Source organism: Streptomyces sp. S063, assembly GCF_002832675.1.
Lineage (GTDB): Bacteria > Actinomycetota > Actinomycetes > Streptomycetales > Streptomycetaceae > Streptomyces > Streptomyces sindenensis.
In genome coordinates, this window is the sequence record NZ_CP021707.1 from 1,674,811 (window position 1) to 1,697,057 (window position 22,247).

Here is a 22,247-nt window from a genome sequence, read left to right on the forward strand (position 1 = left end):
GCCGGTAAGAAGGATCGGGCTCCACCCTATCCAGCCCCGGGTACCGCGAAGAGCCCCGTCCAGCGAATGGACGGGGCTCTCGCGGTGGCGATCAGGTCAGGTGATCAGTGGTGGCCGTGGCCCTCGCTGATCTCCTTGTACTCCTCGGCGGTCGCCTTGGGGATCTGGTTCCCGTCGGCGAAGTAGCCCTTGCTGAGCTTGGCGCGCAGCTTCTGGACCGGGGAGATCTTGCGCTTGACGCCGTTCTCGTCGACCGCGGGGCCGAGTTCGAGCGGCTTGTACTGCTCGTGCGCCGTGAGCGTGTGCAGCTGCTCCCGGCTGAGCGGCTCGTGGATCTCCACGAACTCACCGTGCGGCAGGCGCTTGATGATGCCGGTCTCGCGACCGTGCAGCACCTTCTCCTTGTCGCGGCGCTGGAGACCGAGGCAGATCCGCTTGGTGACGATGAACGCGATGACCGGTCCGACGAAGAAGAAGATCCGGACGAACCAGGTGATCGAGTTGATCGACAGGTGGAAGTGCGTGGCCCACAGGTCGTTTCCACCGCCGACGAGGCCGATGAAGTACGCCGTGATCCAGGCGACGCCGAAGCCCGTACGGGTCGGGGCGTTGCGCGGGCGGTCCAGGATGTGGTGCTCGCGCTTGTCGCCGGTGATCCAGGACTCGATGAACGGGTACACCGCGATCGAGGTGAGGACCACGCCGAAGCCGACCAGCGGGATGAACACGCCCAGGGCGAGCGTGTGGCCCCACAGGTTGATCTCCCAACCCGGCATCACTCGGACCAGACCCTCGGCGAAGCCCATGTACCAGTCGGGCTGGGCGCCGGTGGACACCTGGTCGACCCGGTACGGGCCGAGCGCCCAGATCGGGTTGATCGTCGCGATGGCCGAGATGATCGCGATGATGCCGAAGACGAGGAAGAAGAACCCTCCGGCCTTCGCCATGTACACGGGCAGCAGCGGCATGCCGACGACGTTCTTGTTGGTCCGGCCGGGACCCGCGAACTGCGTGTGCTTGTGGTAGAAGACCAGGATCAGGTGGGCCACGAGCAGGCCGAGCATGATGCCCGGCAGCAGCAGGATGTGGATCGAGTAGAACCGGGCCACGAAGTCGTGGCCGGGGAACTCGCCGCCGAACAGGAACATCGAGATGTACGTACCGACGATCGGCACGGACAGGATCGCGCCCTGGGTGAAGCGGACACCCGTACCGGAGAGCAGGTCGTCCGGGAGGGAGTAGCCGGTGAACCCGGTGAACATGCCGAGCACGAACAGCAGGAAGCCGAAGAGCCAGTTGATCTCGCGCGGCTTGCGGAAGGCGCCCGTGAAGAAGACGCGCATCATGTGCACGAACATGGCGGCCAGGAAGATCAGCGCGGCCCAGTGGTGGATCTGCCGCACGAGCAGACCACCGCGGACCTCGAAGCTGATCTTCAGGGTCGAGGCGTAGGCCTCGGACATCCGGATGCCCTGCATGGGCTCGTACGGACCGTGGTAGACGATCTCGCCCATGCTCGGCTGGAAGAACAGCGTCAGATACACACCCGTGAGGATGATGATGATGAAGCTGTAGAGCGCGACCTCACCGAGCATGAAGGACCAGTGGTCCGGGAAGATCTTGCGCATGTTGGCCTTGGCCAGGCCGTAGATGCCCAGTCGGCCGTCCGCCCAGTCGGCCACCCGCTCGCCGGCCGGAGCCTTGCGTGCGCCCGCCGGTTCGGCGGCGGAGGGGTTCTTTGTCGCAGTACTCATCCGCGCTCCCAGAAGGCAGCACCGACGGGCTCGTCGAAGTCGCCGAGCGCCTCGAGGTTGCCCTCGCTGTTGACACCGATCCGCAGCTGCGGAAGGGGGTGGCCGGCCGGACCGAAGATGACGCGAGCGCCGTCGGAGAGGTCGAAGGTGGACTGGTGGCACGGGCAGAGCACGTGGTGCGTCTGCTGCTCGTACAGGCTGATCGGGCAGCCGACGTGGGTGCAGATCTTGGAGAACGCGACGATGCCCTCGTGGGCCCAGTCCCGCTGGCGCTTGTCCTTGATGTCGTCCGGCTCGATGCGGACGATCATCAGGGCCGCCTTGCCCATCTGCGTCTGGAAGTCGTGCGACTCCGGGTCGAGCCCCTCGGGCATGGCGAAGGCCAGCGACCCGACGGTGATGTGCTCGGGGCGCAGCGGCTTCATCGTGTTCATGTTGATGAGCTGCTTGCCCTCCGCCCACAGGGTCGTGCGGAGCTTCTTCTCCGGCAGCGGACCGAGGTCGCGCAGCAGGACCACACCGGAGAGCGGCACCAGGGCCAGCGCACCGAACATGGTGTTGCGGATCAGCTTGCGACGGCCGATCGCGGACTCCTCGGCACCGGCCTTGAAGTCGGCCATGACCTGGGCCTTGACCTCAGGCGTTGCCTCGATCGGGTGACGCTCGGCGGCGACCTCGACGTCGGACATCAGGGTGCGCGCCCAGTGGACGGCTCCCGCGCCGATGAAGAAGAGCGCCGCTCCCAGGGTGAGACCCAGGGAGAAGTTGAGCGGGCTCACATGGCCGAAGGGCCAGATGTAGACGATCTTGTCCACCGGGAAGATGACGTAGGAGGCGATGAAGCCCACCGTCGCCAGCATCGAGAGGGTGAACATGAGCGCGACGGCGCGCTCCGAGCGCTTCGCTGCGCGTTCGTCCAGGTCCTGGATGCGCGGCTTGTGGGCCGGCAGCCCCGGGTCGGCGAACGGGTCGTCCGTACCCTCGACCGCGCCGTGCGCGGTCTCCTGCACCACGGGCAGGCTGTCTTCTGGAATCTGTTGGCTACTCATGACTTCTTGGCCTTAGCGGTGTGGGCCGCGACCCAAACGGCGGCTGCGACAAGCGCGCCGAGTCCGAAGACCCAGGCGAACAGACCTTCGCTGACCGGACCGAGGCCGCCGAGGGCCAGACCGCCGGGGCTCGCCGTCTCGTCGCCGTTCACGGACTCGATGTACGCGATGATGTCCTTCTTCTCCTGCTCCGGCATCGTCGTGTCGGGGAAGGAGGGCATGCTCTGCGGGCCGGTCTGCATGGCCTCGTAGATGTGCTTCGGGCTCACACCTTCGAGGTCCGGTGCGTACTTGCCCTCCGTCAGGGCTCCGCCCTTACCGGTGAAGTTGTGGCACTGGGCGCAGTTGGTGCGGAACAGCTCGCCGCCGTTGGCGACGTCCGCGCCCGCCGGGTCGACCTGCTTGTCGGTCGGGGTGACCGGACCGGCGCCGAGCGACGCGACGTACGCCGCGAGCTGGTCGATCTCAGCCTGGCTGTAGATGACCTTCTTCTTCGGTACCTGGGCGCCCGGCTGCTGCGCGGGCATACGGCCCGTACCGACCTGGAAGTCGACGGCGGCGGAGCCCACGCCCACGAGGGACGGCCCGTCGGTGGTGCCCTGACCGCCGGTTCCGTGGCAGCTGGCGCAGCCTACGGCGTAGAGCTTCTTGCCCTCTTCGATGGCGAGGGACTGGGCGGTTTCATCGGCCTGCGCCTTGCCCGCAGGCGCAAACGCGGCGTACAGCCCCCCGGTAGCCGCCAGCGCGAGGAGTAGTACGACGACCGCCGCCAGCGGATGGCGTCGTCGTGCGGAGAGCTTTTTCACGGATTACCCCGGTGTCAGGATCTTCTGCGTCGATGGTGGGCGGGTGCGAGCCCGGTTACTTGATCATGTAGATCGTTGCGAACAGGCCGATCCATACGACATCGACGAAGTGCCAGTAGTAGGACACGACGATGGCGGCGGTGGCCTGATCGTGGGTGAACCTCTTGGCCGCGTACGTTCTGCCGAGGACCAGCAGGAAGGCGATGAGACCGCCTGTCACGTGCAGACCGTGGAAGCCGGTGGTCAGGTAGAACACCGAGCCGTAGGGGTCGGACGAGAGGGAGAGCCCCGCGTCCTTGACCAGCTCGGTGTACTCCAGGACCTGGCCGCCGATGAAGATCGCACCCATCACGAACGTGATGATGAACCAGGTGCGGAGCTTCTTCACATCGCCCCGCTCGGCGGCGAAGACGCCGAGCTGGCAGGTGAGTGAGGAGAGCACCAGGATCGTGGTGTTCGTCGCCGAGAACGGGAAGTTCAGATGATCGGACATCTCCTTCCAGTAATCGGGTCCCATCACCGATCGCAGGGTGAAGTACATCGCGAAGAGGGCCGCGAAGAACATCAGCTCGGAACTCAACCAGATGATGGTTCCGACGCTGGTGAGGTTCGGCCGATTGACCGACGGGTGCGCGTGCCCGGTTTCTACTGTCGTTGCTGTCGCCACGACCGACATTATGTCGGTCGCTTATCCCGCCCTCACCCCGGGGGGTGCCGTTCGGTGTGTCCGTACCGTCGGCAGGGGTCCTGCCCTGCGCCGAACGGCCCATCGGATCGTCGTCATTACCGGTGCTGACGGCCGGTCGGGCGGAGTACGATCCGCGCATCGGTTCATGCCCCGAGAGCCCCGACGACGTCGATGTCACGGAGGAACAATGCAGGCGACCGCCACGGTCCTGGTCTACAGCGACGACGCCAACATCCGCGAGCAGGTGAGGCTGGCAGCCGGTCGCAGGCCTGCCGCGGACGTCCCACCGGTGGAGTTCCTGGAGTGCGCGACGCTCCCGGCCGTTCTGAAGGCCCTGGACGGCGGCGGCATCGACGTGTGTGTGCTGGACGGGGAGACTGCTCCCGTCGGCGGCATGGGCGTCTGCCGCCAGATCAAGGACGAGATCTTCCACTGCCCGCCGGTCCTCCTGCTGATCGGCCGCCCGCAGGACGCGTGGCTGGCCACCTGGAGCCGCGCGGAGGCCGCTGTGACGCTGCCCGTGGACCCGGTCGAGTTCGCCGACGCCCTGGCGGCCCTGCTGCGGCAGCGGCTCGCCGTGGAGGCCTGAGACCGCCCGAGGCGCAAAGGAGCCCCCACGGGCCCCGTAGGAGGGCGTGGGGGCGCTCCTCGGCCACTTCGCGGGCCCTGCCGGTCAGACGTGGGGCCGCAGCCGGGCGGTCTGCAGCGTCTGCGGGCTGTCCGGCGCCCCTTCGTGCAGCGCGCTGCCCTGCTGCCACTTCTCCCAGGAGAGGTTCCAGTCGCCGAACCCGTTGCCGAACGGGTCCATGTCCTCGCCCTGGCTGCCGACGACCTTGACGATGTCGCCCTCGCGAACGGTGTCGAAGAACCATTCGGCGTTGCTGGTGCTCATGCCGGTGCAGCCGTGGCTGACGTTGGCGTTGCCCTGGGAGCCGGTGGACCAGGGGGCGGCGTGGACGTACTCGCCGCTCCAGGTCACCCGGGTGGCCCAGTAGACCGGCAGGTCGTACGACTCCGAGGAGCCGGCGGCGATGCCGATGGACTCGCCGCGCATCCGTACGAACTGCTCCTTGGCGAGCACCACCTTGACCCCGTTGCGGGTGGAGAATCCGGGCTTGCCGGTGGTGACCGGAATGGTATTGATCACTTCTCCGTTGCGGTACACCGTCAGGCTGTGGTTCGCCGCGTCGGTGATGGCCTCGATCCGGTCGCCGGTGGTGAGCTCGAGGGGCTTGGCCTCGGCTCCGTAGAGCGCGTTGGTCACCTTGATGCCGGCCAGGTTCGAGCGCACCTCGATGGTGGCGTTCGCCGGCCAGTACTCCTTCGGACGGTAGTGCAGCTTCTTGTCGTCGACCCAGTACCAGGAGCCGGTGGTGGCCGGGGTGGAACGGACCTTCAGGGCGCGCTCGACGGTGGCCCGGGACGCCTTGTCGGTGATCGGAGCGCTGAGTTCCGCCGTGATGGGCTGTCCGACGCCGTAGGTGCCCGCCTCCGGGCCGAAGGCCACCTTCAGCAACTTCTTGGGCGAGGAGGTGTCGAAGGAGAGCGTACGGACGCCTGGGGCGCCGTCGGCGTTCTCGGTGGAGACCCTGACGGTGTATCCGGTGCCGGCCGCGAGCGGGGCGGTGGAGCGCCACCGCCTGCCGTCGGCGGAGAGCTCGCCCGCGAGGTGGCGGCCGCCGGTGTCCACGGCGCTGACGTCGGTGATGCGCCCGTCGTCACCCTTGACGGTGACTTCCAGGGGCTTGTCGGGGTCGGCCTTCTCCTTGTCGGAGGGGCCGTTGAAGGAGATCTGGTCGCCCGCGTCGTAAGGCTTCGTGGAGAGCGGGTGGTCGTCGGACGAGCCACAGGCGGTCGCACCCGCGGCGAGGGTCACGGCCAGGAGGGTGCAGCTCACTGCGGTGCGGATGCGCGGCGTGTGGTTCATGCGCTCCACGCTAGGAAGACTCCTCCGTTCCAGCGCGTTCAGTGACTGCAAACGGGCGAAAGGCCCGCGTCGCTTACGGCGGCGCGGGCCTTTCGTGGTGTAGCGGGTGTCACCGCGCGGGCGGTGGCACGGGGCGCGGTGTCACTGGGTGCGGTTCTCGCCCCGGTAGTACTCGAAGACCCAGCCGAAGAGGCCGATCAGGAGCAGGGGGGCGGAGAAGTAGAGCAGCCACCAGCCGAAGACGACGCCCATGAAGGCGAAGGCCCCGCCGACCGCCAGGGAGAGCGGCTGCCAGCTGTGCGGGGAGAAGAACCCCAGCTCGCCCGCCTCGTCGGCGACATCGGCTTCCTTGTTGTCCTGGGCCATCGCGTCGACCCGGTTGGCCGTGAAGGCCAGGTAGAAGCCGATCATGATGGCCAGGCCGAAGGCCAGGAAGAGGGCCGTGGTGCCGACCGGCTCCTTCGACCACACGCCGTACACGACGGCCATGCCGAGGATGAAGACGCTCAGCCAGATGAACATCTGTCCCTGGATCTTCACTTGCCTGCCTCCTTGCCGCCGGCCAGAGCCTTGTCCGACTCGGAGTCATGGCCGAGCTGCTCCAGCGCGGTGATCTCCGGGTGGTGCAGGTCGAACGCCGGGGATTCGGAACGGATCCGCGGCAGGGTGAGGAAGTTGTGCCGCGGCGGCGGGCAGGAGGTCGCCCACTCCAGCGAACGGCCGTAACCCCACGGGTCGTCGACCTCGATCTTCTTGCCGTACTTCGCGGTCTTCCAGACGTTGTAGAAGAACGGAAGCATCGACAGGCCGAGCAGGAACGAGGAGATCGTCGAGATCGTGTTCAGAGCGGTGAAGCCGTCGGCGTCGAGGTAGTCCGCGTAACGCCGCGGCATGCCCTCGGCACCGAGCCAGTGCTGCACCAGGAACGTGCCGTGGAAGCCCACGAACAGCGTCCAGAACGTGATCTTGCCGAGCCGCTCGTCCAGCATCTTGCCGGTGAACTTCGGCCACCAGAAGTGGAATCCGGAGAACATCGCGAAGACCACGGTGCCGAAGATGACGTAGTGGAAGTGCGCGACGACGAAGTACGAGTCGGAGACGTGGAAGTCCATCGGGGGCGAGGCGAGGATGACGCCGGTCAGACCACCGAAGGTGAAGGTGATCAGGAAGCCGACGGCCCAGAGCATCGGTGTCTCGAAGGACAACGACCCCTTCCACATCGTGCCGATCCAGTTGAAGAACTTCACACCCGTTGGTACGGCGATGAGGAACGTCATGAAGGAGAAGAACGGCAACAGCACACCGCCGGTGACGTACATGTGGTGCGCCCACACCGTCACGGAAAGGCCGGCGATGGCGATCGTCGCGGCGATCAGACCGATGTAGCCGAACATCGGCTTGCGGCTGAAGACCGGGATGACCTCGGAAATGATTCCGAAGAAGGGCAACGCGATGATGTACACCTCTGGGTGTCCGAAGAACCAGAAGAGGTGTTGCCAGAGCAATGCGCCGCCATTGGCGGAGTCGAAGATATGCGCACCGAATTTACGGTCCGCCTCCAGCGCGAAGAGCGCGGCGGCCAGAACCGGGAAGGCCAGCAGGACCAGAACACCGGTCAGCAGGACGTTCCAGGTGAAGATCGGCATGCGGAACATCGTCATGCCGGGGGCGCGCATGCAGATGATCGTGGTGATGAAGTTGACCGAGCCGAGGATCGTGCCGAAGCCGGAGAAGGCCAGACCCATGATCCACATGTCGGCGCCGATGCCCGGCGAGCGGACCGCGTCGTTGAGCGGCGCGTAGGCGAACCAGCCGAAGTCGGCCGCCCCCTGCGGGGTGAGGAACCCGGCCACCGCGATGAGCGAGCCGAAGAGGTAGAGCCAGTACGCGAACATGTTCAGCCGCGGGAACGCCACATCGGGCGCACCGATCTGCAGCGGCATGATCCAGTTGGCGAATCCGGCGAACAGCGGCGTCGCGAACATCAGCAGCATGATCGTGCCGTGCATCGTGAACGCCTGGTTGAACTGCTCGTTCGACATGATCTGCGTGCCCGGACGGGCCAGCTCGGCGCGCATGAAGAGCGCCATGAGTCCGCCGATGCAGAAGAACGCGAACGAGGTGACCAGGTAGAGCGTGCCGATCGTCTTGTGGTCAGTGGTGGTCATCCACTTGACGACGACGTTTCCGGGCTGCTTGCGCCGCACGGGCAGTTCGTCCTCGTACGAGTCGTCTGCCGGAGCGGCACCCTGAGGTTCGTTGAGGATGCTCACAGTTGGTTCTTCTCCGCATTCCTGGCCGGGTCCGTCTGCGCGATCCCTGCCGGCACGTAGCCCGTCTGACCCTTCTCAGCCAGCTCCTTGAGGTGCTGCTGGTAACGCTCCGGGGAGACGACCTTGACGTTGAAGAGCATCCGGGAGTGGTCGACGCCGCAGAGCTCGGCACACTTGCCCATGAAGGTGCCCTCGCGGTTGGGGGTCACCTCGAACACGTTGGTGTGGCCCGGAATGACGTCCTGCTTCATGAGGAACGGCACCACCCAGAAGGAGTGGATGACGTCACGCGAAGTGAGGACGAAGCGGACCTTCTCCCCCTTCGGCAGCCACAGGGTCGGACCCGGGTTGCCGTTCTGCGGGTTGCGGGTCCCGGGGATGCCCACGTCGTAGACGCCGCCGGCCCCTCGGGGAAGTCCTTCTGGTACTTGTCGGGGATGGCGTTGAGCTCCTTGGGGACCTCGGGGCCCGCTGCGGGCTGGCCATCCACCTTCTCGATGTAGTTGAAGCCCCAGCTCCACTGGAAGCCGACCACGTTGATCGTGTGGGCCGGCTTGTCGGAGAGCTCGAGGAGCTTCGACTCATCACGCGCGGTGAAGTAGAAGAGCACCGAGACGATGATGAGGGGAACCACTGTGTACAACGCCTCGATGGGCATGTTGTACCTGGTCTGCGGAGGTACCTCCACCTTGGTCCGGCTACGCCGGTGGAAGAAGACGCTCCAGAGGATCAGCCCCCAGACAAGGACACCCGTGACGAGCGCTGCCGCCCACGAGCCTTGCCAGAGGGAGAGGATCCGAGGGGCCTCTTCCGTTACCGGGGTGGGCATACCGAGGCGGGGAAAATCCTCCCAGTTGTATGAACAACCGGAGGCCGTCGCCAGGACCAGGCCCGCAGTCAGCACCTGCGGCAGCTTCCGCCGCATCGGGCGCCGCGACGAGCGGTCGGAGCCGTTGGGACTCACGTAGCGCCTTCCCGAGAGTCTCGCCCGCACGGTCGGCGCGCCCGTATGTCTCTGGTCGGTCGCCGGCCCTGACGCGGGCAGGGGTTTGGATGTTTATGCGGACCAAACCCTACTGGACGCTATTTGGGGTCGCGCGGGGAGGGTGCCCAACGCGCCGCCCGACACCCCCTTGGGGTGGAATGTGGGCCTCCGGACCCCGTCTGACGCCCATTCGACCGTCCGGGAGGAGCGGCCCCCGGCGAGGTGGCGCCGGGTGCGGGCTAGCGTGGCGGGGTGCCCTACTTCGATGCCGCCTCCGCCGCCCCCCTGCACCCCGTCGCACGCCAGGCCCTGCTTGCCGCGCTCGACGAGGGCTGGGCCGATCCCGCCCGTCTGTACCGGGAGGGGCGGCGGGCCCGGCTGCTCCTGGACGCGGCCCGGGAGGCGGCCGCGGAGGCCGTCGGGTGCCGCCCCGACGAGCTGGTCTTCACCTCGTCCGGGACCACGGCGGTGCACGCGGGAATTGCCGGGGCTCTTTCGGGCCGTCGGCGTGTCGGCCGCCATCTGGCCCACTCGGCGGTCGAACACTCGTCGGTGCTCCATTCGGCGGCGGCCCACGAGGCGACGGGCGGTTCGTGCACCGAGGTGCCGGTGGACCGGTTCGGGGCGGTGGACCCGGCGGCCTACGGCGCGGCGCTGCGGGCGGACACCGCGCTGGCCTGTCTCCAGTCGGCCAACCACGAGGTGGGCACCGAGCAGCCGGTGGCCGAGGTCGCCGCGCTCTGCGCCCAGGCCGGGGTGCCGCTGCTGGTGGACGCGGCCCAGTCGCTCGGCTGGGGGCCGGTCCCGGCGGGGTGGTCGCTGCTGACGGCGAGCGCGCACAAGTGGGGCGGGCCGGCCGGGGTCGGGCTGCTCGCGGTCCGCAAGGGGACCCGCTTCTCGCCGCAAGGACCGGCCGGGGAACGGGAGTCGGGGCGGTCGCCGGGGTTCGAGAACCTGCCGGCGATCGTGGCGGCGGCGGCCTCGCTGCGCGCGGTACGGGGCGAGGCGGCGGCGGAGGCGGTGCGGTTGCGGGCCCTGGTGGACCGGATCCGGAGCGTGGTGGCCGAGCGGGTGCCCGATGTGGAGGTGGTGGGCGATCCGGTGCGGCGGCTGCCGCATCTGGTCACCTTCTCCTGTCTCTATGTCGACGGGGAGACCCTGCTGCACGAGCTGGACCGGAGGGAGTTCTCCGTATCGTCCGGTTCGTCCTGCACGAGCAGCACGCTGACGCCGAGCCATGTGCTCAGGGCGATGGGGGTGCTCTCGGAGGGGAATGTCCGGGTGTCGCTGCCGCCGGGCACGGCCGGGGCGGACGTGGACCGTTTCCTGGAGGTGCTGCCCGGGGTGGTCGCGGAGGTGCGGGAGCGGTTCGGGGCGCCGGTGTCCGCGTCCGCGCCCCCCTCCCCCGCGCCCGCCGCGTCCCTGGTGGTCGACGCGCTGGGCCGCCGCTGCCCGATCCCGGTGATCGAACTCGCAAAGGTGATCGAGGAGGTAGCGGTGGGCGCCACGGTGACGGTGCTCGCCGACGACGAGGCGGCGCGCCTGGACATCCCGGCCTGGTGCGAGATGCGCGGTCAGGAGTACGTGGGCGAGGAGCCGGCGGACCGGGGTTCGGCCTATGTGGTCCGCCGGCTCGGCTGAGTCAGAAGGCGCCGTTCACGCCAGGTGCTGCTGGACCTCGGCGGCGGCCTCGTGGCCGTAAGCCTTGGTGAAGCGGTCCATGAAGTGGGTGCGGCGCAGGGTGTACTCCTGGGTGCCGACCGTCTCGATGACCAGGGTGGCGAGCATGCAGCCGACCTGGGCGGCCCGCTCCAGGCCGACGCCCCAGGCGAGACCGGAGAGGAAACCGGCGCGGAAGGCGTCGCCGACGCCGGTGGGGTCGGCCTTGGTGTCCTCCTCGGGGCAGCCGACCTCGATGACCGGCTCGCCGGCCCGCTCGATCCGGACACCGCGGGCGCCGAGGGTGGTGACGCGGTGGCCGACCTTGGAGAGGATCTCCTCGTCGCTCCAGCCGGTCTTGGACTCGATGAGCCCCTTCTCGTACTCGTTGGAGAAGAGGTAGGTGGCGCCGTCGAGGAGGATGCGGATCTCCTCGCCGTCCATCCGCGCGATCTGCTGGGAGAAGTCGGCGGCGAACGGGATGTTCCGGGAGCGGCACTCCTCGGTGTGGCGGAGCATCGCCTCGGGGTCGTCGGCGCCGATGGAGACGAGGTCGAGGCCGCCGACGCGGTCGGCGACGCTCTTCAGCTCGATGAGGCGGGCCTCGCTCATCGCGCCGGTGTAGAAGGAGCCGATCTGGTTGTGGTCGGCGTCGGTGGTGCAGACGAAGCGGGCGGTGTGCAGGACCTCGGAGATACGGACCGAACCGGTCTCGACGCCGTGCCGGTCGAGCCAGGCGCGGTACTCGTCGAAGTCGGCCCCGGCGGCGCCCACCAGGATCGGCTTCGTGCCGAGCAGGCCCATCCCGAAGCAGATGTTGGCGGCGACACCGCCGCGGCGGACGTCGAGGTTGTCGACCAGGAAGGAGAGGGAGACCGTGTGCAGCTGATCCGCGACCAGCTGGTCGGCGAAGCGGCCGGGGAAGGTCATGAGGTGGTCGGTGGCGATCGAGCCGGTGACTGCAATACGCACGGGGAGACTGCTCCTGCGGAAGGCGAAGGGCCGTGAGTGCGCCCTCCGGGACGACGTGACAGTTCACGCTACCGGGTGACCGGACCTCCAGAAAAAGGGAAAACTACCCGATAGTAGGGCTTTCTACCTGAGCTCGACCGTGGTTACGGTGCGGATATGTCGAAGCACACCGCATTGCCCGAGTCGGAACTGAGCCTGGCCGCACTGCGCGGTGACTGCGCGCGGATGGCTCCGCACTGGAGGGCGCCGGTGAAGAGCGCCCCGGTCCCGGTGAAGCCGTCCCTGATCAGCGGGGTGACGGTGCCCCCCTCGTCGGCGCGGCTGATCGACGCGATGTCCGAGTACGGGGACTGAGGACCGGCGAGGACCGGGGGGGCCTGACCTCGCGACGTCGCCTTTCGGCCTTTCCGCGCCAGTTCCGGCGCGAATCGTGCGGCGCCCGCGTCCGGGCCTCCCCCGGCCGGTGGAACCGTACGCTCCTCGGCTCCGTCCCACCGGTGACCCCGTCCGGGGGCACGCGGTAGGCGCCGCGACGGCAACGCAGGCGAAGGAGCGATCCGGTGAGCACCGAGCGACCCGACAACGACGTGACCGGCCCCCGGCGGCGGCGTCCGCCGCTCGCGGTGGCCTCGGTGGCCGCGGCCGTGCTGCTGGCAGGAGGCGGCGGGGCGTACTGGGCCTCGACCGCCTCGGGCGACGGCGGCGGGGCCGACAGCGCCGCGGCGGCGAAGAAGCAGGCCCCCATGCTGGCCCTGGACGCCGCGGCGGACGGACCGGGCTCCCCGTCCTCCGCCTCGGACTCCCCGCCCGCCGGCATCGCCCCGGGTGAACCGGATCCGGGCGGCCCGCCGGTGATCTACCGGGCCGCGGGCGAACTCCCCGACGGTCCGGACGAGGCGGCCGTCCACCACGCCAAGGGCACGGTGGCGTCGGCCGATGTCGCCCGGCTGGCGAAGGCGCTGGGCATCCCGGGCACGCCGCGCACCGAGGGCACCTCGTGGGTGGTCGGCGACGACGACGGCCCCGGCGCGCTCCTGAAGGTGGCCAAGCAGGCCCCGGGCACCTGGACGTTCGCCCGCACCACCCCGTCCAAGCCCTGTGAGCCGGGCACGATGTGCGCGAACGGCGCCTCGGAGCCCGGCGGCGACCCGGTGAGCGAGAAGGCGGCGAAGGCGGCCGCGGCCCCGGTGCTCAAGGCGGCGGGCCAGGACGACGCGGCGCTGAACGCGGGCCAGCTGATGGGCGACGTCCGCGTGGTGAACGCCGATCCGAAGGTCGACGGGCTCCCGACGTACGGCTGGTCGACCGGGGTCCAGGTGGGCCCGGACGGCAAGGTGACCGGCGGCAGCGGGCACCTGAAGGCGCTGGAGAAGGGCGCCACCTACCCGGCGGTCGGCGCGGACGAGGCGCTGAAGCAGCTGAACGACGCGAGCCGGGGCAGGGGCGACGGCGGCCGGGACATCGGCGGCTGCGCCACTCCCGTACCGCTGGAGGGCGAGCCGAAGCCTCCCGCCGATCCGCAGTGCGTGCCGTCGAACGGCAAGCGGGCGCCGGTGACGCAGACGGTCGAGGACGCGGTGTTCGGTCTCGCGCTGAACTACGTGGACGGCCGGCAGACGCTGGTGCCGTCCTGGCTCTTCACGGTCCGCCAGGCCCCCGGCGGCCCGGAGAACACGGTCACACAGGTGGCGGTGGACCCGAAGTTCATCGAGAAGCCGGACGCCCCGACGACGCCCTCCGGGGACCGGAAGGTGACCTCGTACGGAGCGGACGGGCGGACCCTTGAGGTGACCTTCTGGGGCGGGGTGTGCAGCACGTACACGGCGAGCGCCCAGGAGAGCGCGGGCCAGGTGCGCGTCACGGTGACGGAGAAGCCGCAGGAGGGCAAGAAGGCCTGCATCATGATCGCCAAGGAGCTGACCCGGACGGTGACGCTGGAGAAGCCGCTGGGCGACCGTACGGTGATCGACGCGGCCTCGGGCGGCGCGGTGCCGCGCGGCTGACGCGGACGTCGGCGCGGGACGTACGGAGGCGGCCCCGGGAGTGATTCCCGGGGCCGCCTTACGTATGCCGTGTGTCTCCCGCTCGCAGGTCTTAGCTGAACGAGTCGCCGCAGGCGCAGGAGCCGGTGGCGTTGGGGTTGTCGATCGTGAAGCCCTGCTTCTCGATGGTGTCGACGAAGTCGATGGAGGCGCCGCCCAGGTACGGGGCGCTCATCCGGTCGGTGACGACCTTGACGCCGTCGAAGTCCTTCACCACATCGCCGTCGAGCGAGCGCTCGTCGAAGAAGAGCTGGTAGCGCAGGCCCGAGCAGCCGCCGGGCTGAACGGCGACGCGCAGCGCCAGGTCCTCGCGGCCTTCCTGCTCCAGCAGGGCCTTGACCTTGGCTGCGGCGGCGTCGGACAGGAGGATGCCGTCGCTCACGGTGGTGGTCTCGTCCGATACGGACATCTGCTTCTCTCCCGGGTTGTACGGACTGCTTGCCGACGGTTCAACCGTCTCAGCCCCGGAATCATTCCGGGCCAAGCGCGTGTCTGTTCCTTTTCATGCTCGCACACCCGCTCGCCCGGGGGATGCGTCACATCGACGCTATCGGCATCGTCAAAGTGACACGAAGCGGCTATCATAGATAGCGTCAAATAGACGAAAAGGCGCGTTCGCCGAAGTCGCAGAGCAGAACGCAGAGAAGAAAGGGTGCGTGACGTGACCACGGCCCAGCCCCTGGACGTAACTCCCACACCCCTCGCGCTGCTGCTGCTCGGCCGCGAGGCCGACCCGAGGAGCGAGCGCGGCGTCGAATGCCCCGGCGACCTCCCCTCCCCGTCCGACCCGGACCTGGTGGAGCGCGCCCGTGCCGCGAAGGAGAGGCTCGGGGACAAGGTGTTCGTCCTCGGCCACCACTACCAGCGCGACGAGGTCATCCAGTTCGCGGACGTCACCGGCGACTCGTTCAAGCTGGCCCGCGACGCCGCCGCGCGCCCGGAGGCGGAGTACATCGTCTTCTGCGGTGTCCACTTCATGGCCGAGTCCGCGGACATCCTGACCACCGACGCCCAGGCGGTCGTGCTGCCCGACCTGGCGGCCGGCTGCTCGATGGCCGACATGGCCACCGCCGAGCAGGTCGCCGAGTGCTGGGACGTGCTGACGGAGGCCGGGGTCGCCGACCAGGTGGTACCCGTCTCGTACATGAACTCCTCCGCCGACATCAAGGCCTTCACCGGCAGGCACGGCGGCACGATCTGCACCTCCTCGAACGCGAAACGCGCCCTGGAGTGGGCCTTCGAGCAGGGCGAGAAGATCCTCTTCCTCCCCGACCAGCACCTGGGCCGCAACACGGCCGTGCGGGACATGGGGATGAGCCTCACCGACTGCGTCGTCTACAACCCGCACAAGCCGAACGGCGGCCTCACCGCCGAGCAGCTGCGGGACGCGAAGATGATCCTGTGGCGCGGCCACTGCTCGGTCCACGGCCGCTTCTCGGTCGAGTCGGTCGAGGACGTGCGCGCCCGGATCCCCGGCGTCAACGTGCTGGTGCACCCGGAGTGCAAGCACGAGGTCGTCGCCGCCGCGGACTACGTGGGCTCGACGGAGTACATCATCAAGGCCCTGGAGGCGGCCCCGCGCGGCTCGAAGTGGGCCATCGGTACGGAGCTGAATCTGGTACGCCGCCTGGCGAACCGTTTCGCCGACGAGGACAAGGAGATCGTCTTCCTCGACAAGACGGTCTGCTTCTGCTCGACGATGAACCGCATCGACCTGCCGCACCTGGTCTGGACCCTGGAGTCGCTGGCCGACGGCAAGCTGGTCAACCGGATCGAGGTCGACCCGGAGACGGAGAAATACGCCAAGCTCGCGCTGGAGCGGATGCTGGCACTGCCGTAACGGGACACCGGCCCCCGCCGGAAACCCTCGGAAGCCCCGGTATGCCGCTGGTCGGCGTGCCGGGGCTTTCGCGTGCACCGGGAGCCGTGGCCGGGATGCGCCCCTCGGCCGGGCCGCCCTGTCCCCGGCGCGGGAGGCGGTCGAGCTCCTGCGCGACCGGGGGGACGACCTGCTGCCCGAGCTGGCCCGCGCCCTCCAGGTGCTCGGCACGCACCTGGAGCGGTGCGGCGACGACGAGGGGGCGGTGGAGGCGTTCCGGGAGGCGGTGGCCCTCCACCGGTCCCTGGCGCTGGAGACCCCGGCAGCCCTGCTCTCCGCTCTCGTCCCCGCCGTGGACGACCTGGGCCGGGCTCTCGCCCGTACCGGCGAACACGCGACGGCGATCGAGGAGTTCGACGAGACCGTCAAGGAGTTCGAGGAGTCCGGTCCCTCGGCCGCCCGGTGCCTGGCCGTGGAGCGGAGCGCCTTCCTGCTGCCCTGGTCCTCGCGGGACCACCGAGGGCTTCGAGCCGGACGACCTCGCCGCGCTCCTCCACAGGGCCCCGAGGAGACCCGGGCCCGGCTCCCCGAACAGCGCGAGGAGATGGGGCACCGGATCGTCCGGGCGCTGGGCGGGGACGTCTGAGGGCTCCTGAAACCGCCGTACGCACGTGAGCGCTCGCCGTACGCGGAAGGGGCCTGCCCCACGCGAGTGCGTGGGACAGGCCCCTGTCTCTTTCTGGTCAGGCCTGCGCGGGCTCGGTCTCGTGGACCTTCTCCGGCTCCGGCCGGTCCGGGCCGCCCGCCCTGGCCGCGCGCCTGGCGGCCTTCTTCTTGGCGCGGCGCTCCTTGCGCAGCTCGACCATCGCGTACAGCGTCGGCACGAGCAACAGGGTCAGCAGCGTGGAGCTGATCAGACCGCCGATCACCACGACGCCCAGCGGCTGCGCGATGAAGCCGCCCTCGCCGGTGACGCCGAGCGCCATCGGGAGCAGGGCGAAGATGGTCGCGAGCGCCGTCATGAGGATCGGGCGGAAGCGGTGGCGGCCGCCCTCGATGACCGCTTCCATGATCCCGAGGCCCTGGGCCCGGTACTGGTTGATCAGGTCGATCAGCACGATCGCGTTGGTGACCACGATGCCGATGAGCATCAGCATGCCGATCATCGCGGGGACGCCCAGCGGGGTGCCCGTGATGAGCAGGAGGGCCAGCGCGCCGGTCGCCGCGAACGGCACGGAGACCAGCAGGATCAGCGGCTGGACGAGCGACCGGAACGTCGCCACCAGCAGCATGAAGACGATCGCGATGGCCGCCAGCATGGCGAGGCCGAGCTGGGCGAAGGCCTCGTTCTGGTCCTCGGTGACGCCGCCGATGGTGGCGGTGGCGCCCTCCGGCAGGTCCAGGGCGTCGATCTTCTTGGCGAGATCGGTGCTGACCGCGCCGGTGTTGTCGCCGACGGGCTTGGCGGTGACCGTCGCGGAGCGCTGTCCGTCGATCCGGGTCATCGAGACCGGGCCGGGGACGACCTTCACGTCGGCGATGTCACCGAGCTTGACGGGTCCGAGCGGCAGGGCCTTCAGCTCGGCCACGGTGGTGGCCGGCTTCGAGGACCGGATGACGATGTCGCGCTCGGTGTCGTCCAGCGTCGCGGAGCCGGCGGGCGTGCCGCGGACGGCTCCGGCGACGATTCCGCCGAGGGCGGCGGAGTCGAATCCGGCGGCGGCCGCCTTGTCGTTGGCGGTGACCGAGATGCGCGGGACGCTCTGCGCCAGGTCGCTCTGGACGTCGGTGACGTCCTTGAGGGTGGCGACCTCGTCGCGGACCGCCTCGGACGCCTTCTTCAGGACGTCGCCGTCGGCGGCCTTGACCACGACGCTCAGATCCTGGGAGCCGAAGCCGTCGCCCGCGGCGATGGTGGTGTCGCCGATGCCGTCGAGCTTGCCGAGGGCCTCGTCGATGCGGTCCTGAGCGTGCTCGTAGTCCGCGGCGTCCTTCAGGGTGACCTGGTAGGAGGCCTGATTGGAGCCGGTGCCGCCGCCGAAGGCGGCCATGAAGCCGGAGGAGCCGACGGTGACCTGGTAGTCCTTGACGCCCTTGTCCTCGGTCAGGACCTTCTCGACCTTGCGGGCGGCCTCGTCGGCGGCTTCCAGACTGGTGCCGGGGGCGAGTTCCTGCTTGACGGTCAGGACCTCCTGCTCACCGGCGTCGAAGAAGTTCGTCTTCAGCAGCGGGACCATGCCGAAGGTGCCCAGCAGCACGGCGACGGCGATGACGAGGCTGGTGATCCGGCGGCGGGTCGCGAAGCGCAGGACCGGGACGTAGATCCGCTGGAGCCTGCTGGCCGCTTCCTTCTCCTCGGCCAGGCGCCGGGCCTCCGCCGCGTCCTCGGGGGTGCCCTTGGGCGCGCGAAGGAACCAGAACGACAGGACCGGCACCACGGTGAGCGAGACCAGCAGGGAGGCCAGCAGCGCCGCGGTGATGGTCAGCGAGAACGAGCCGAAGAGCTGGCCGACCATGCCGCCGACCAGACCGATGGGCAGGAAGACCGCGACGGTGGTCAGGGTCGCGGAGGTGACCGCTCCGGCGACCTCCTTGACCGCGTTGATGATCGCCGCGTGGCGCTCCTCGCCGTAGCCGAGGTGACGCTTGATGTTCTCCAGGACCACGATCGAGTCGTCGACGACCCGGCCGATGGCGATGGTGAGCGCGCCGAGGGTGAGCATGTTGAGCGACAGGTCGCGGGTCCAGAGCACGATCAGCGCGAGGACGATCGAGAGCGGGATGGAGACCGCGGTGACCAGCGTCGAGCGGATCGAGGCGAGGAAGACCAGGATCACGACGACCGCGAAGACCAGGCCGAGCGTGCCCTCCGTGGTCAGACCCGAGATCGACTTGGAGACGGCGGGACCCTGGTCGGAGACGACCGTCAGTTCGGCGTCGGCGCCGAGGTCCTTGCGGAGGTCGGGGAGCCTGTCCTTGACGGCGTCCGAGATGGCGACGGCGCTGCCGTCCTTGTCCATCGTCGCCATCACGGCGAGGCTCGGCTTCCCGTTGGTGCGGGTGATGGAGACCGCCGTGGACGGCTCCTGCTCGACCTCGGCCACGTCACCGAGGCGCACCGGCTTGCCCGGCCCGTCCGCGCCGCCCGCCGGGTCCTTGGCGACGACCTGGAGGTCCTCGATCTGCTTCAGGGAGGTGTAGGGGCCGCCGACCTGGATGGTGCGGCTCTTGCCGGACTCGGAGAAGGAGCCGGCCGGGACGGTGGCGCCGCCCGACTGGAGGGCCTGGGCGAGCGTGCCCGCGTTCAGGCCCGCCGCGGCGAGCTTCCTGTCGTCGGGGACGACGGAGACCTGGAGGTCCTGGACGCCGTCCACGGTGACCTGGCCGACGCCCTCGATGTCCTGGAGGGCCGGGACGACCGTGCGGTCGAGCTGATCGGCCAGCGTCTGCTGGTCCTTGTCGGAGGTGACGGCGAGGACCACGGTCGGGATGTCGTCCGTGGAGCCGGCGATGACCTGCGGGTCGACCTCGGAGGGCAGCTGGGCGCGGGCCCGGTTCACCGCCTGCTGGATGTCCGCGACGAGCTGCTTGGTGCCCTCGTCGCCGAAGTCGAAGGTCGCCATGATGAGGGCGTTGCCCTCGCTGGCGGTGGAGGTGACGGACTCGACGCCGTCGACGGCCTTGAGGGAGTTCTCCAGCGGTTCGACGACCTGCTTCTCGACCACATCGGGAGACGCACCCTGATAGGGCGCCAGCACCGAGACCATCGGCAGTTCGATGGTCGGCAGCAGCTGCTGCTTGAGCTGCGGGATCGCTATCGCGCCGAAGACCAGCGCGACGATCGAGATCAGCCCGATCAGGGCCCTTTGCGCGAGGCTGAATCTGGACAGCCAGGACATGGGTGGGTCTCTCTTCTGTGGCGTACGCGGCAGAGGGCGGGGAGGGGGAACATCGGGGACCACCCCTCCAGCCCAGTCCTACGATCTCCGTTCCGCGCCGCCGAAACGTCGCCCGCCGGGCTGCTTTCTTATGCCGCGCATACCGCAGGTGGAGTACATCGCCGTACGCCGTCCCCGCGTCCGGGTCAGTCCGCGCGGGGACGCACCAGACCCGACTCATAGGCGATGACCACCAGTTGGGCCCGGTCCCGGGCGCCCAGTTTCGCCATCGCCCGGTTCACATGGGTCTTGACGGTGAGCGGGCTGACCGCCAGCCGCTCGGCGATCCTGTCGTTGGGGTGGCCGCCCGCGACCTGCACCAGCACCTCGCGCTCGCGGCCGGTGAGCGCGGCCAGCCGCTCCGCGTACTCCGCGCCGTCCGGTCCCTCCTGCGAACTGCCGCCCTGGGCCAGGAACGTGGCGATGAGCCCCTTGGTCGCCGCCGGGGAGAGAAGCGCCTCGCCGGCCGCGGCGATCCGGATGGCGTTGAGGAGTTCGTCCGGCTCCGCGCCCTTGCCGAGGAAGCCGGAGGCCCCGGCGCGCAGCGACTGGACCACGTACTCGTCGACCTCGAAGGTGGTGAGCATGACCACCCGCACCGCGGCCAGCTCCGGATCGGCGCTGATCATGCGGGTGGCGGCGAGCCCGTCGGTGCCCGGCATCCGGATGTCCATGAGCACCACGTCGGCGCCCGTGGCGCGGGCCAGCTCGACGGCCTGGGCCCCGTCGGCGGCCTCGCCGACCACCTCCATGTCCGGCTCGGAGTCCACCAGCACCCGGAACGCGCTGCGCAGCAGTGCCTGGTCGTCGGCGAGCAGCACCCTGATCGGCGCTTTCCGCGCCTCGGGCGTCGATGCCGGAGTCGGCTGGGTCATCGGCAGAGCCCCGTCCCGCCCGCTGTGCCCGGCCGGTCCGGTTCACCCGTACGGGCCTCGACCGGAAGGATCGCATGGACCCGGAACCCACCGCCGTACCGAGGTCCCGCGGTGAGGGCCCCGCCGAGGGCGGTGACGCGTTCCCGCATGCCGACCAGGCCGTGGCCGCCGCCGGCGGGCCCGTCGCCGTCGCCGTCGCCCGCGCCGCCGCCGTCCGGTCCGGCCCCGCCGCCGGGTGCGGCTCCGGGGCTCCGGCCCGCGCTCCCCCGGCCGTTGTCGAGCACGGTGACCTCGGCGGTCGCGCCGACCCGTACGACGCTCACCTCGGCCTGGGCTCCGGCGCCCGCGTGTTTGCGGACGTTGGTCAGGGCCTCCTGGATGACCCGGTAGGCGGCGAGGTCGACGGCGGCGGGCAGCCGGTCACGGTCGGCGCAGGCCACCTCGACGGGGAGCCCGGCGTTGCGGAAGGTGGCGACCAGTTCGCCGAGGACGGCGAGCCCGGGGGCCGGTTCGGTGGGTGCCTCGGGGTCGCCCTGCTGGCGCAGGAGGCCGACGGTGACGCGGAGCTCGTTGAGGGCGGAGCGGCTGGCGTCGCGGACGTGCGCGAGCGCTTCCTTGGCCTGGTCCGGGCGCTTGTCCATGACGTGGGCGGCGACCCCGGCCTGGACGTTGACGAGGGCGATGTGGTGGGCGACGACGTCGTGCAGGTCCCGGGCGATCCGCAGCCGCTCCTCGGCGACCCGGCGGCGGGCCTCCTCCTCCCGGGTGCGTTCGGCCCGCTCGGCCCGCTCCCGGATGGCGTCGACGAACGCGCGCCTGCTGCGTACGGCGTCCCCGGCGGCGGAGGCGAGACCGGTCCAGGCGAAGACGCCGAAGTTCTCCTGGCTGTACCAGGGGGTGGAGCCGAAGACCATCGCGGCCGCGGTGAGCCCTCCCATCGTCAGCAGCCCGACCCGCCAGGTCGTCGGACGGTCGGTCCGCGAGGCGACGGTGTAGAGGGCGATGACGGTGCTCATCACCACCGGGGCGGGCGGGTCCATCAGGACGTACTCGACGGCCGCGAGCGCCGCGGTGACGGCGAGGACCTGCATCGGGCGCCGCCGCCGCAGGACGAGGGCCGCGGCGGCGAGGGTCATCAGGAGCACGCTGAACAGCTCGGGGGTACGGGCCCCGAAGGCGGGCCGCCCGTGGCCGTCGCCCGGGTCGGTGAACGAGCCGCAGATCATCGCGACGAGGGTGCAGAACGCCAGGGTCGCGTCGAAGGCGAGCGGATGTTCCCGCAGCCAGCGGCGGGCGCGCGCGAAGCCGGACGAGAGGGTGGTCACGTCCAGCAACGGTACGCGGCCGGTCGTCGGCGGTGTGCGCCTTCCCCCGAGAGCGGGCGGGGCCACCGGCCGGGACCGGCCCGGGCCGGAAACACCCCTGCCCCGCGGCCGGTGGACCGACGCGGGGCAGGGGTG

At 69.7% G+C, this 22,247-nt stretch carries 18 protein-coding genes and 1 pseudogene; 6 read left to right on the plus strand and 13 right to left on the minus strand.

Annotated features, from left to right (window positions below):
- Positions 1-104 precede the first annotated feature (104 nt).
- The 4 genes from qcrB to ctaE are packed head-to-tail and all read right to left on the minus strand — an operon-like array spanning position 105 to position 4,285.
- The gene (gene qcrB / locus CCZ36_RS07500; protein ID WP_069737750.1) at positions 105-1,754 is read right to left on the minus strand and encodes a cytochrome bc1 complex cytochrome b subunit; all 1,650 of its coding nucleotides are present in this window, start codon (positions 1,752-1,754) and stop codon (positions 105-107) included.
- Entirely contained in the window at positions 1,751-2,803 is a 1,053-nt protein-coding gene (gene qcrA / locus CCZ36_RS07505) for a cytochrome bc1 complex Rieske iron-sulfur subunit (RefSeq protein WP_069737749.1), read from the minus strand. Before qcrA ends, qcrB begins: the two co-directional genes overlap by 4 nt.
- On the minus strand, positions 2,800-3,609 hold the full coding sequence (gene qcrC, locus CCZ36_RS07510) for a cytochrome bc1 complex diheme cytochrome c subunit (protein ID WP_069737748.1): 810 nt from the start codon (positions 3,607-3,609) through the stop codon (positions 2,800-2,802). Before qcrC ends, qcrA begins: the two co-directional genes overlap by 4 nt.
- A 55-nt stretch (positions 3,610-3,664) precedes the next feature.
- Positions 3,665-4,285 carry an aa3-type cytochrome oxidase subunit III gene (gene ctaE / locus CCZ36_RS07515; RefSeq protein WP_003969635.1) on the minus strand — a complete coding sequence of 207 codons (621 nt, stop codon included), beginning with the start codon at positions 4,283-4,285 and terminating at the stop codon, positions 3,665-3,667.
- Positions 4,286-4,484: 199 nt separating this feature from the next.
- Between ctaE and CCZ36_RS07520 the strand changes: the two genes are divergently transcribed.
- Entirely contained in the window at positions 4,485-4,886 is a 402-nt protein-coding gene (locus tag CCZ36_RS07520) for a response regulator transcription factor (RefSeq protein WP_069737747.1), read from the plus strand.
- A gap of 84 nt (positions 4,887-4,970) precedes the next feature.
- Here CCZ36_RS07520 and CCZ36_RS07525 read toward each other — a convergent pair whose 3' ends face one another.
- The 4 genes and pseudogenes from CCZ36_RS07525 to ctaC all read right to left on the minus strand — a co-directional run bounded on the left by CCZ36_RS07525 (position 4,971) and on the right by ctaC (position 9,461).
- A complete protein-coding gene (locus tag CCZ36_RS07525; RefSeq protein ID WP_069737828.1) occupies positions 4,971-6,224 on the minus strand; it encodes a L,D-transpeptidase in 1,254 nt (417 codons plus the stop codon).
- Between the two features lie 141 nt (positions 6,225-6,365).
- Positions 6,366-6,764: a cytochrome c oxidase subunit 4 gene (locus CCZ36_RS07530; RefSeq protein ID WP_010057805.1), complete on the minus strand. Its 399-nt coding sequence runs from the start codon at positions 6,762-6,764 to the stop codon at positions 6,366-6,368.
- Entirely contained in the window at positions 6,761-8,497 is a 1,737-nt protein-coding gene (gene ctaD, locus CCZ36_RS07535) for an aa3-type cytochrome oxidase subunit I (protein WP_069737746.1), read from the minus strand. The genes CCZ36_RS07530 and ctaD overlap by 4 nt, the downstream gene beginning before the upstream one ends.
- A pseudogene (gene ctaC / locus CCZ36_RS07540) lies at positions 8,494-9,461 on the minus strand (aa3-type cytochrome oxidase subunit II). The gene ctaD and the pseudogene ctaC overlap by 4 nt, the downstream one beginning before the upstream one ends.
- Positions 9,462-9,734: 273 nt before the next feature.
- Between ctaC and CCZ36_RS07545 the strand changes: the two are divergent.
- Entirely contained in the window at positions 9,735-11,123 is a 1,389-nt protein-coding gene (locus CCZ36_RS07545; RefSeq protein WP_128817263.1) for a cysteine desulfurase/sulfurtransferase TusA family protein, read from the plus strand.
- A gap of 15 nt (positions 11,124-11,138) precedes the next feature.
- On the opposite strand, the gene CCZ36_RS07550 is transcribed toward CCZ36_RS07545, so the two are convergent.
- A complete protein-coding gene (locus CCZ36_RS07550; protein ID WP_006123924.1) occupies positions 11,139-12,113 on the minus strand; it encodes a carbohydrate kinase family protein in 975 nt (324 codons plus the stop codon).
- Positions 12,114-12,269: 156 nt separating this feature from the next.
- Between CCZ36_RS07550 and CCZ36_RS07555 the strand changes: the two genes are divergently transcribed.
- Together CCZ36_RS07555 and CCZ36_RS07560 are read left to right on the plus strand one after the other, a co-directional pair.
- A complete protein-coding gene (locus tag CCZ36_RS07555) occupies positions 12,270-12,467 on the plus strand; it encodes a hypothetical protein (protein WP_006123925.1) in 198 nt (65 codons plus the stop codon).
- A 206-nt stretch (positions 12,468-12,673) separates the two neighbouring features.
- The gene (locus CCZ36_RS07560) at positions 12,674-14,116 is read left to right on the plus strand and encodes a hypothetical protein (protein ID WP_128817265.1); all 1,443 of its coding nucleotides are present in this window, start codon (positions 12,674-12,676) and stop codon (positions 14,114-14,116) included.
- 91 nt (positions 14,117-14,207) lie between these two features.
- On the opposite strand, the gene CCZ36_RS07565 is transcribed toward CCZ36_RS07560, so the two are convergent.
- Positions 14,208-14,564, minus strand: a complete 357-nt coding sequence (locus CCZ36_RS07565; RefSeq protein ID WP_006123927.1) for an iron-sulfur cluster assembly accessory protein — start codon at positions 14,562-14,564, stop codon at positions 14,208-14,210.
- Positions 14,565-14,816: 252 nt separating this feature from the next.
- On the opposite strand from CCZ36_RS07565, the gene nadA reads away from it, so the two are divergent.
- A complete protein-coding gene (gene nadA, locus CCZ36_RS07570) occupies positions 14,817-15,995 on the plus strand; it encodes a quinolinate synthase NadA (RefSeq protein WP_069737827.1) in 1,179 nt (392 codons plus the stop codon).
- A gap of 199 nt (positions 15,996-16,194) precedes the next feature.
- Positions 16,195-16,620 carry a hypothetical protein gene (locus tag CCZ36_RS35595; RefSeq protein ID WP_237302604.1) on the plus strand — a complete coding sequence of 142 codons (426 nt, stop codon included), beginning with the start codon at positions 16,195-16,197 and terminating at the stop codon, positions 16,618-16,620.
- A gap of 97 nt (positions 16,621-16,717) precedes the next feature.
- On the opposite strand, the gene CCZ36_RS07580 is transcribed toward CCZ36_RS35595, so the two are convergent.
- The 3 genes from CCZ36_RS07580 to CCZ36_RS07590 all read right to left on the minus strand — a co-directional run bounded on the left by CCZ36_RS07580 (position 16,718) and on the right by CCZ36_RS07590 (position 22,112).
- Positions 16,718-19,873 carry an efflux RND transporter permease subunit gene (locus CCZ36_RS07580; protein WP_128817267.1) on the minus strand — a complete coding sequence of 1,052 codons (3,156 nt, stop codon included), beginning with the start codon at positions 19,871-19,873 and terminating at the stop codon, positions 16,718-16,720.
- 185 nt (positions 19,874-20,058) lie between these two features.
- On the minus strand, positions 20,059-20,787 hold the full coding sequence (locus CCZ36_RS07585; protein WP_069737742.1) for a response regulator: 729 nt from the start codon (positions 20,785-20,787) through the stop codon (positions 20,059-20,061).
- A complete protein-coding gene (locus CCZ36_RS07590; RefSeq protein WP_128817269.1) occupies positions 20,784-22,112 on the minus strand; it encodes a sensor histidine kinase in 1,329 nt (442 codons plus the stop codon). Before CCZ36_RS07590 ends, CCZ36_RS07585 begins: the two co-directional genes overlap by 4 nt.
- Positions 22,113-22,247: the final 135 nt, after the last annotated feature.

Coding starts and splice junctions, on each gene's coding strand:
- CCZ36_RS07585 (WP_069737742.1), bottom strand. CDS start 20,787: ATGACCCAGCCGACTCCGGCATCGACGCCCGAGGCGCGGAAAGCGCCG.
- ctaE (WP_003969635.1), bottom strand. CDS start 4,285: ATGTCGGTCGTGGCGACAGCAACGACAGTAGAAACCGGGCACGCGCAC.
- CCZ36_RS07555 (WP_006123925.1), top strand. CDS start 12,270: ATGTCGAAGCACACCGCATTGCCCGAGTCGGAACTGAGCCTGGCCGCA.
- CCZ36_RS07580 (WP_128817267.1), bottom strand. CDS start 19,873: ATGTCCTGGCTGTCCAGATTCAGCCTCGCGCAAAGGGCCCTGATCGGG.
- qcrA (WP_069737749.1), bottom strand. CDS start 2,803: ATGAGTAGCCAACAGATTCCAGAAGACAGCCTGCCCGTGGTGCAGGAG.
- CCZ36_RS07565 (WP_006123927.1), bottom strand. CDS start 14,564: ATGTCCGTATCGGACGAGACCACCACCGTGAGCGACGGCATCCTCCTG.
- CCZ36_RS07520 (WP_069737747.1), top strand. CDS start 4,485: ATGCAGGCGACCGCCACGGTCCTGGTCTACAGCGACGACGCCAACATC.
- CCZ36_RS07525 (WP_069737828.1), bottom strand. CDS start 6,224: ATGAACCACACGCCGCGCATCCGCACCGCAGTGAGCTGCACCCTCCTG.
- qcrB (WP_069737750.1), bottom strand. CDS start 1,754: ATGAGTACTGCGACAAAGAACCCCTCCGCCGCCGAACCGGCGGGCGCA.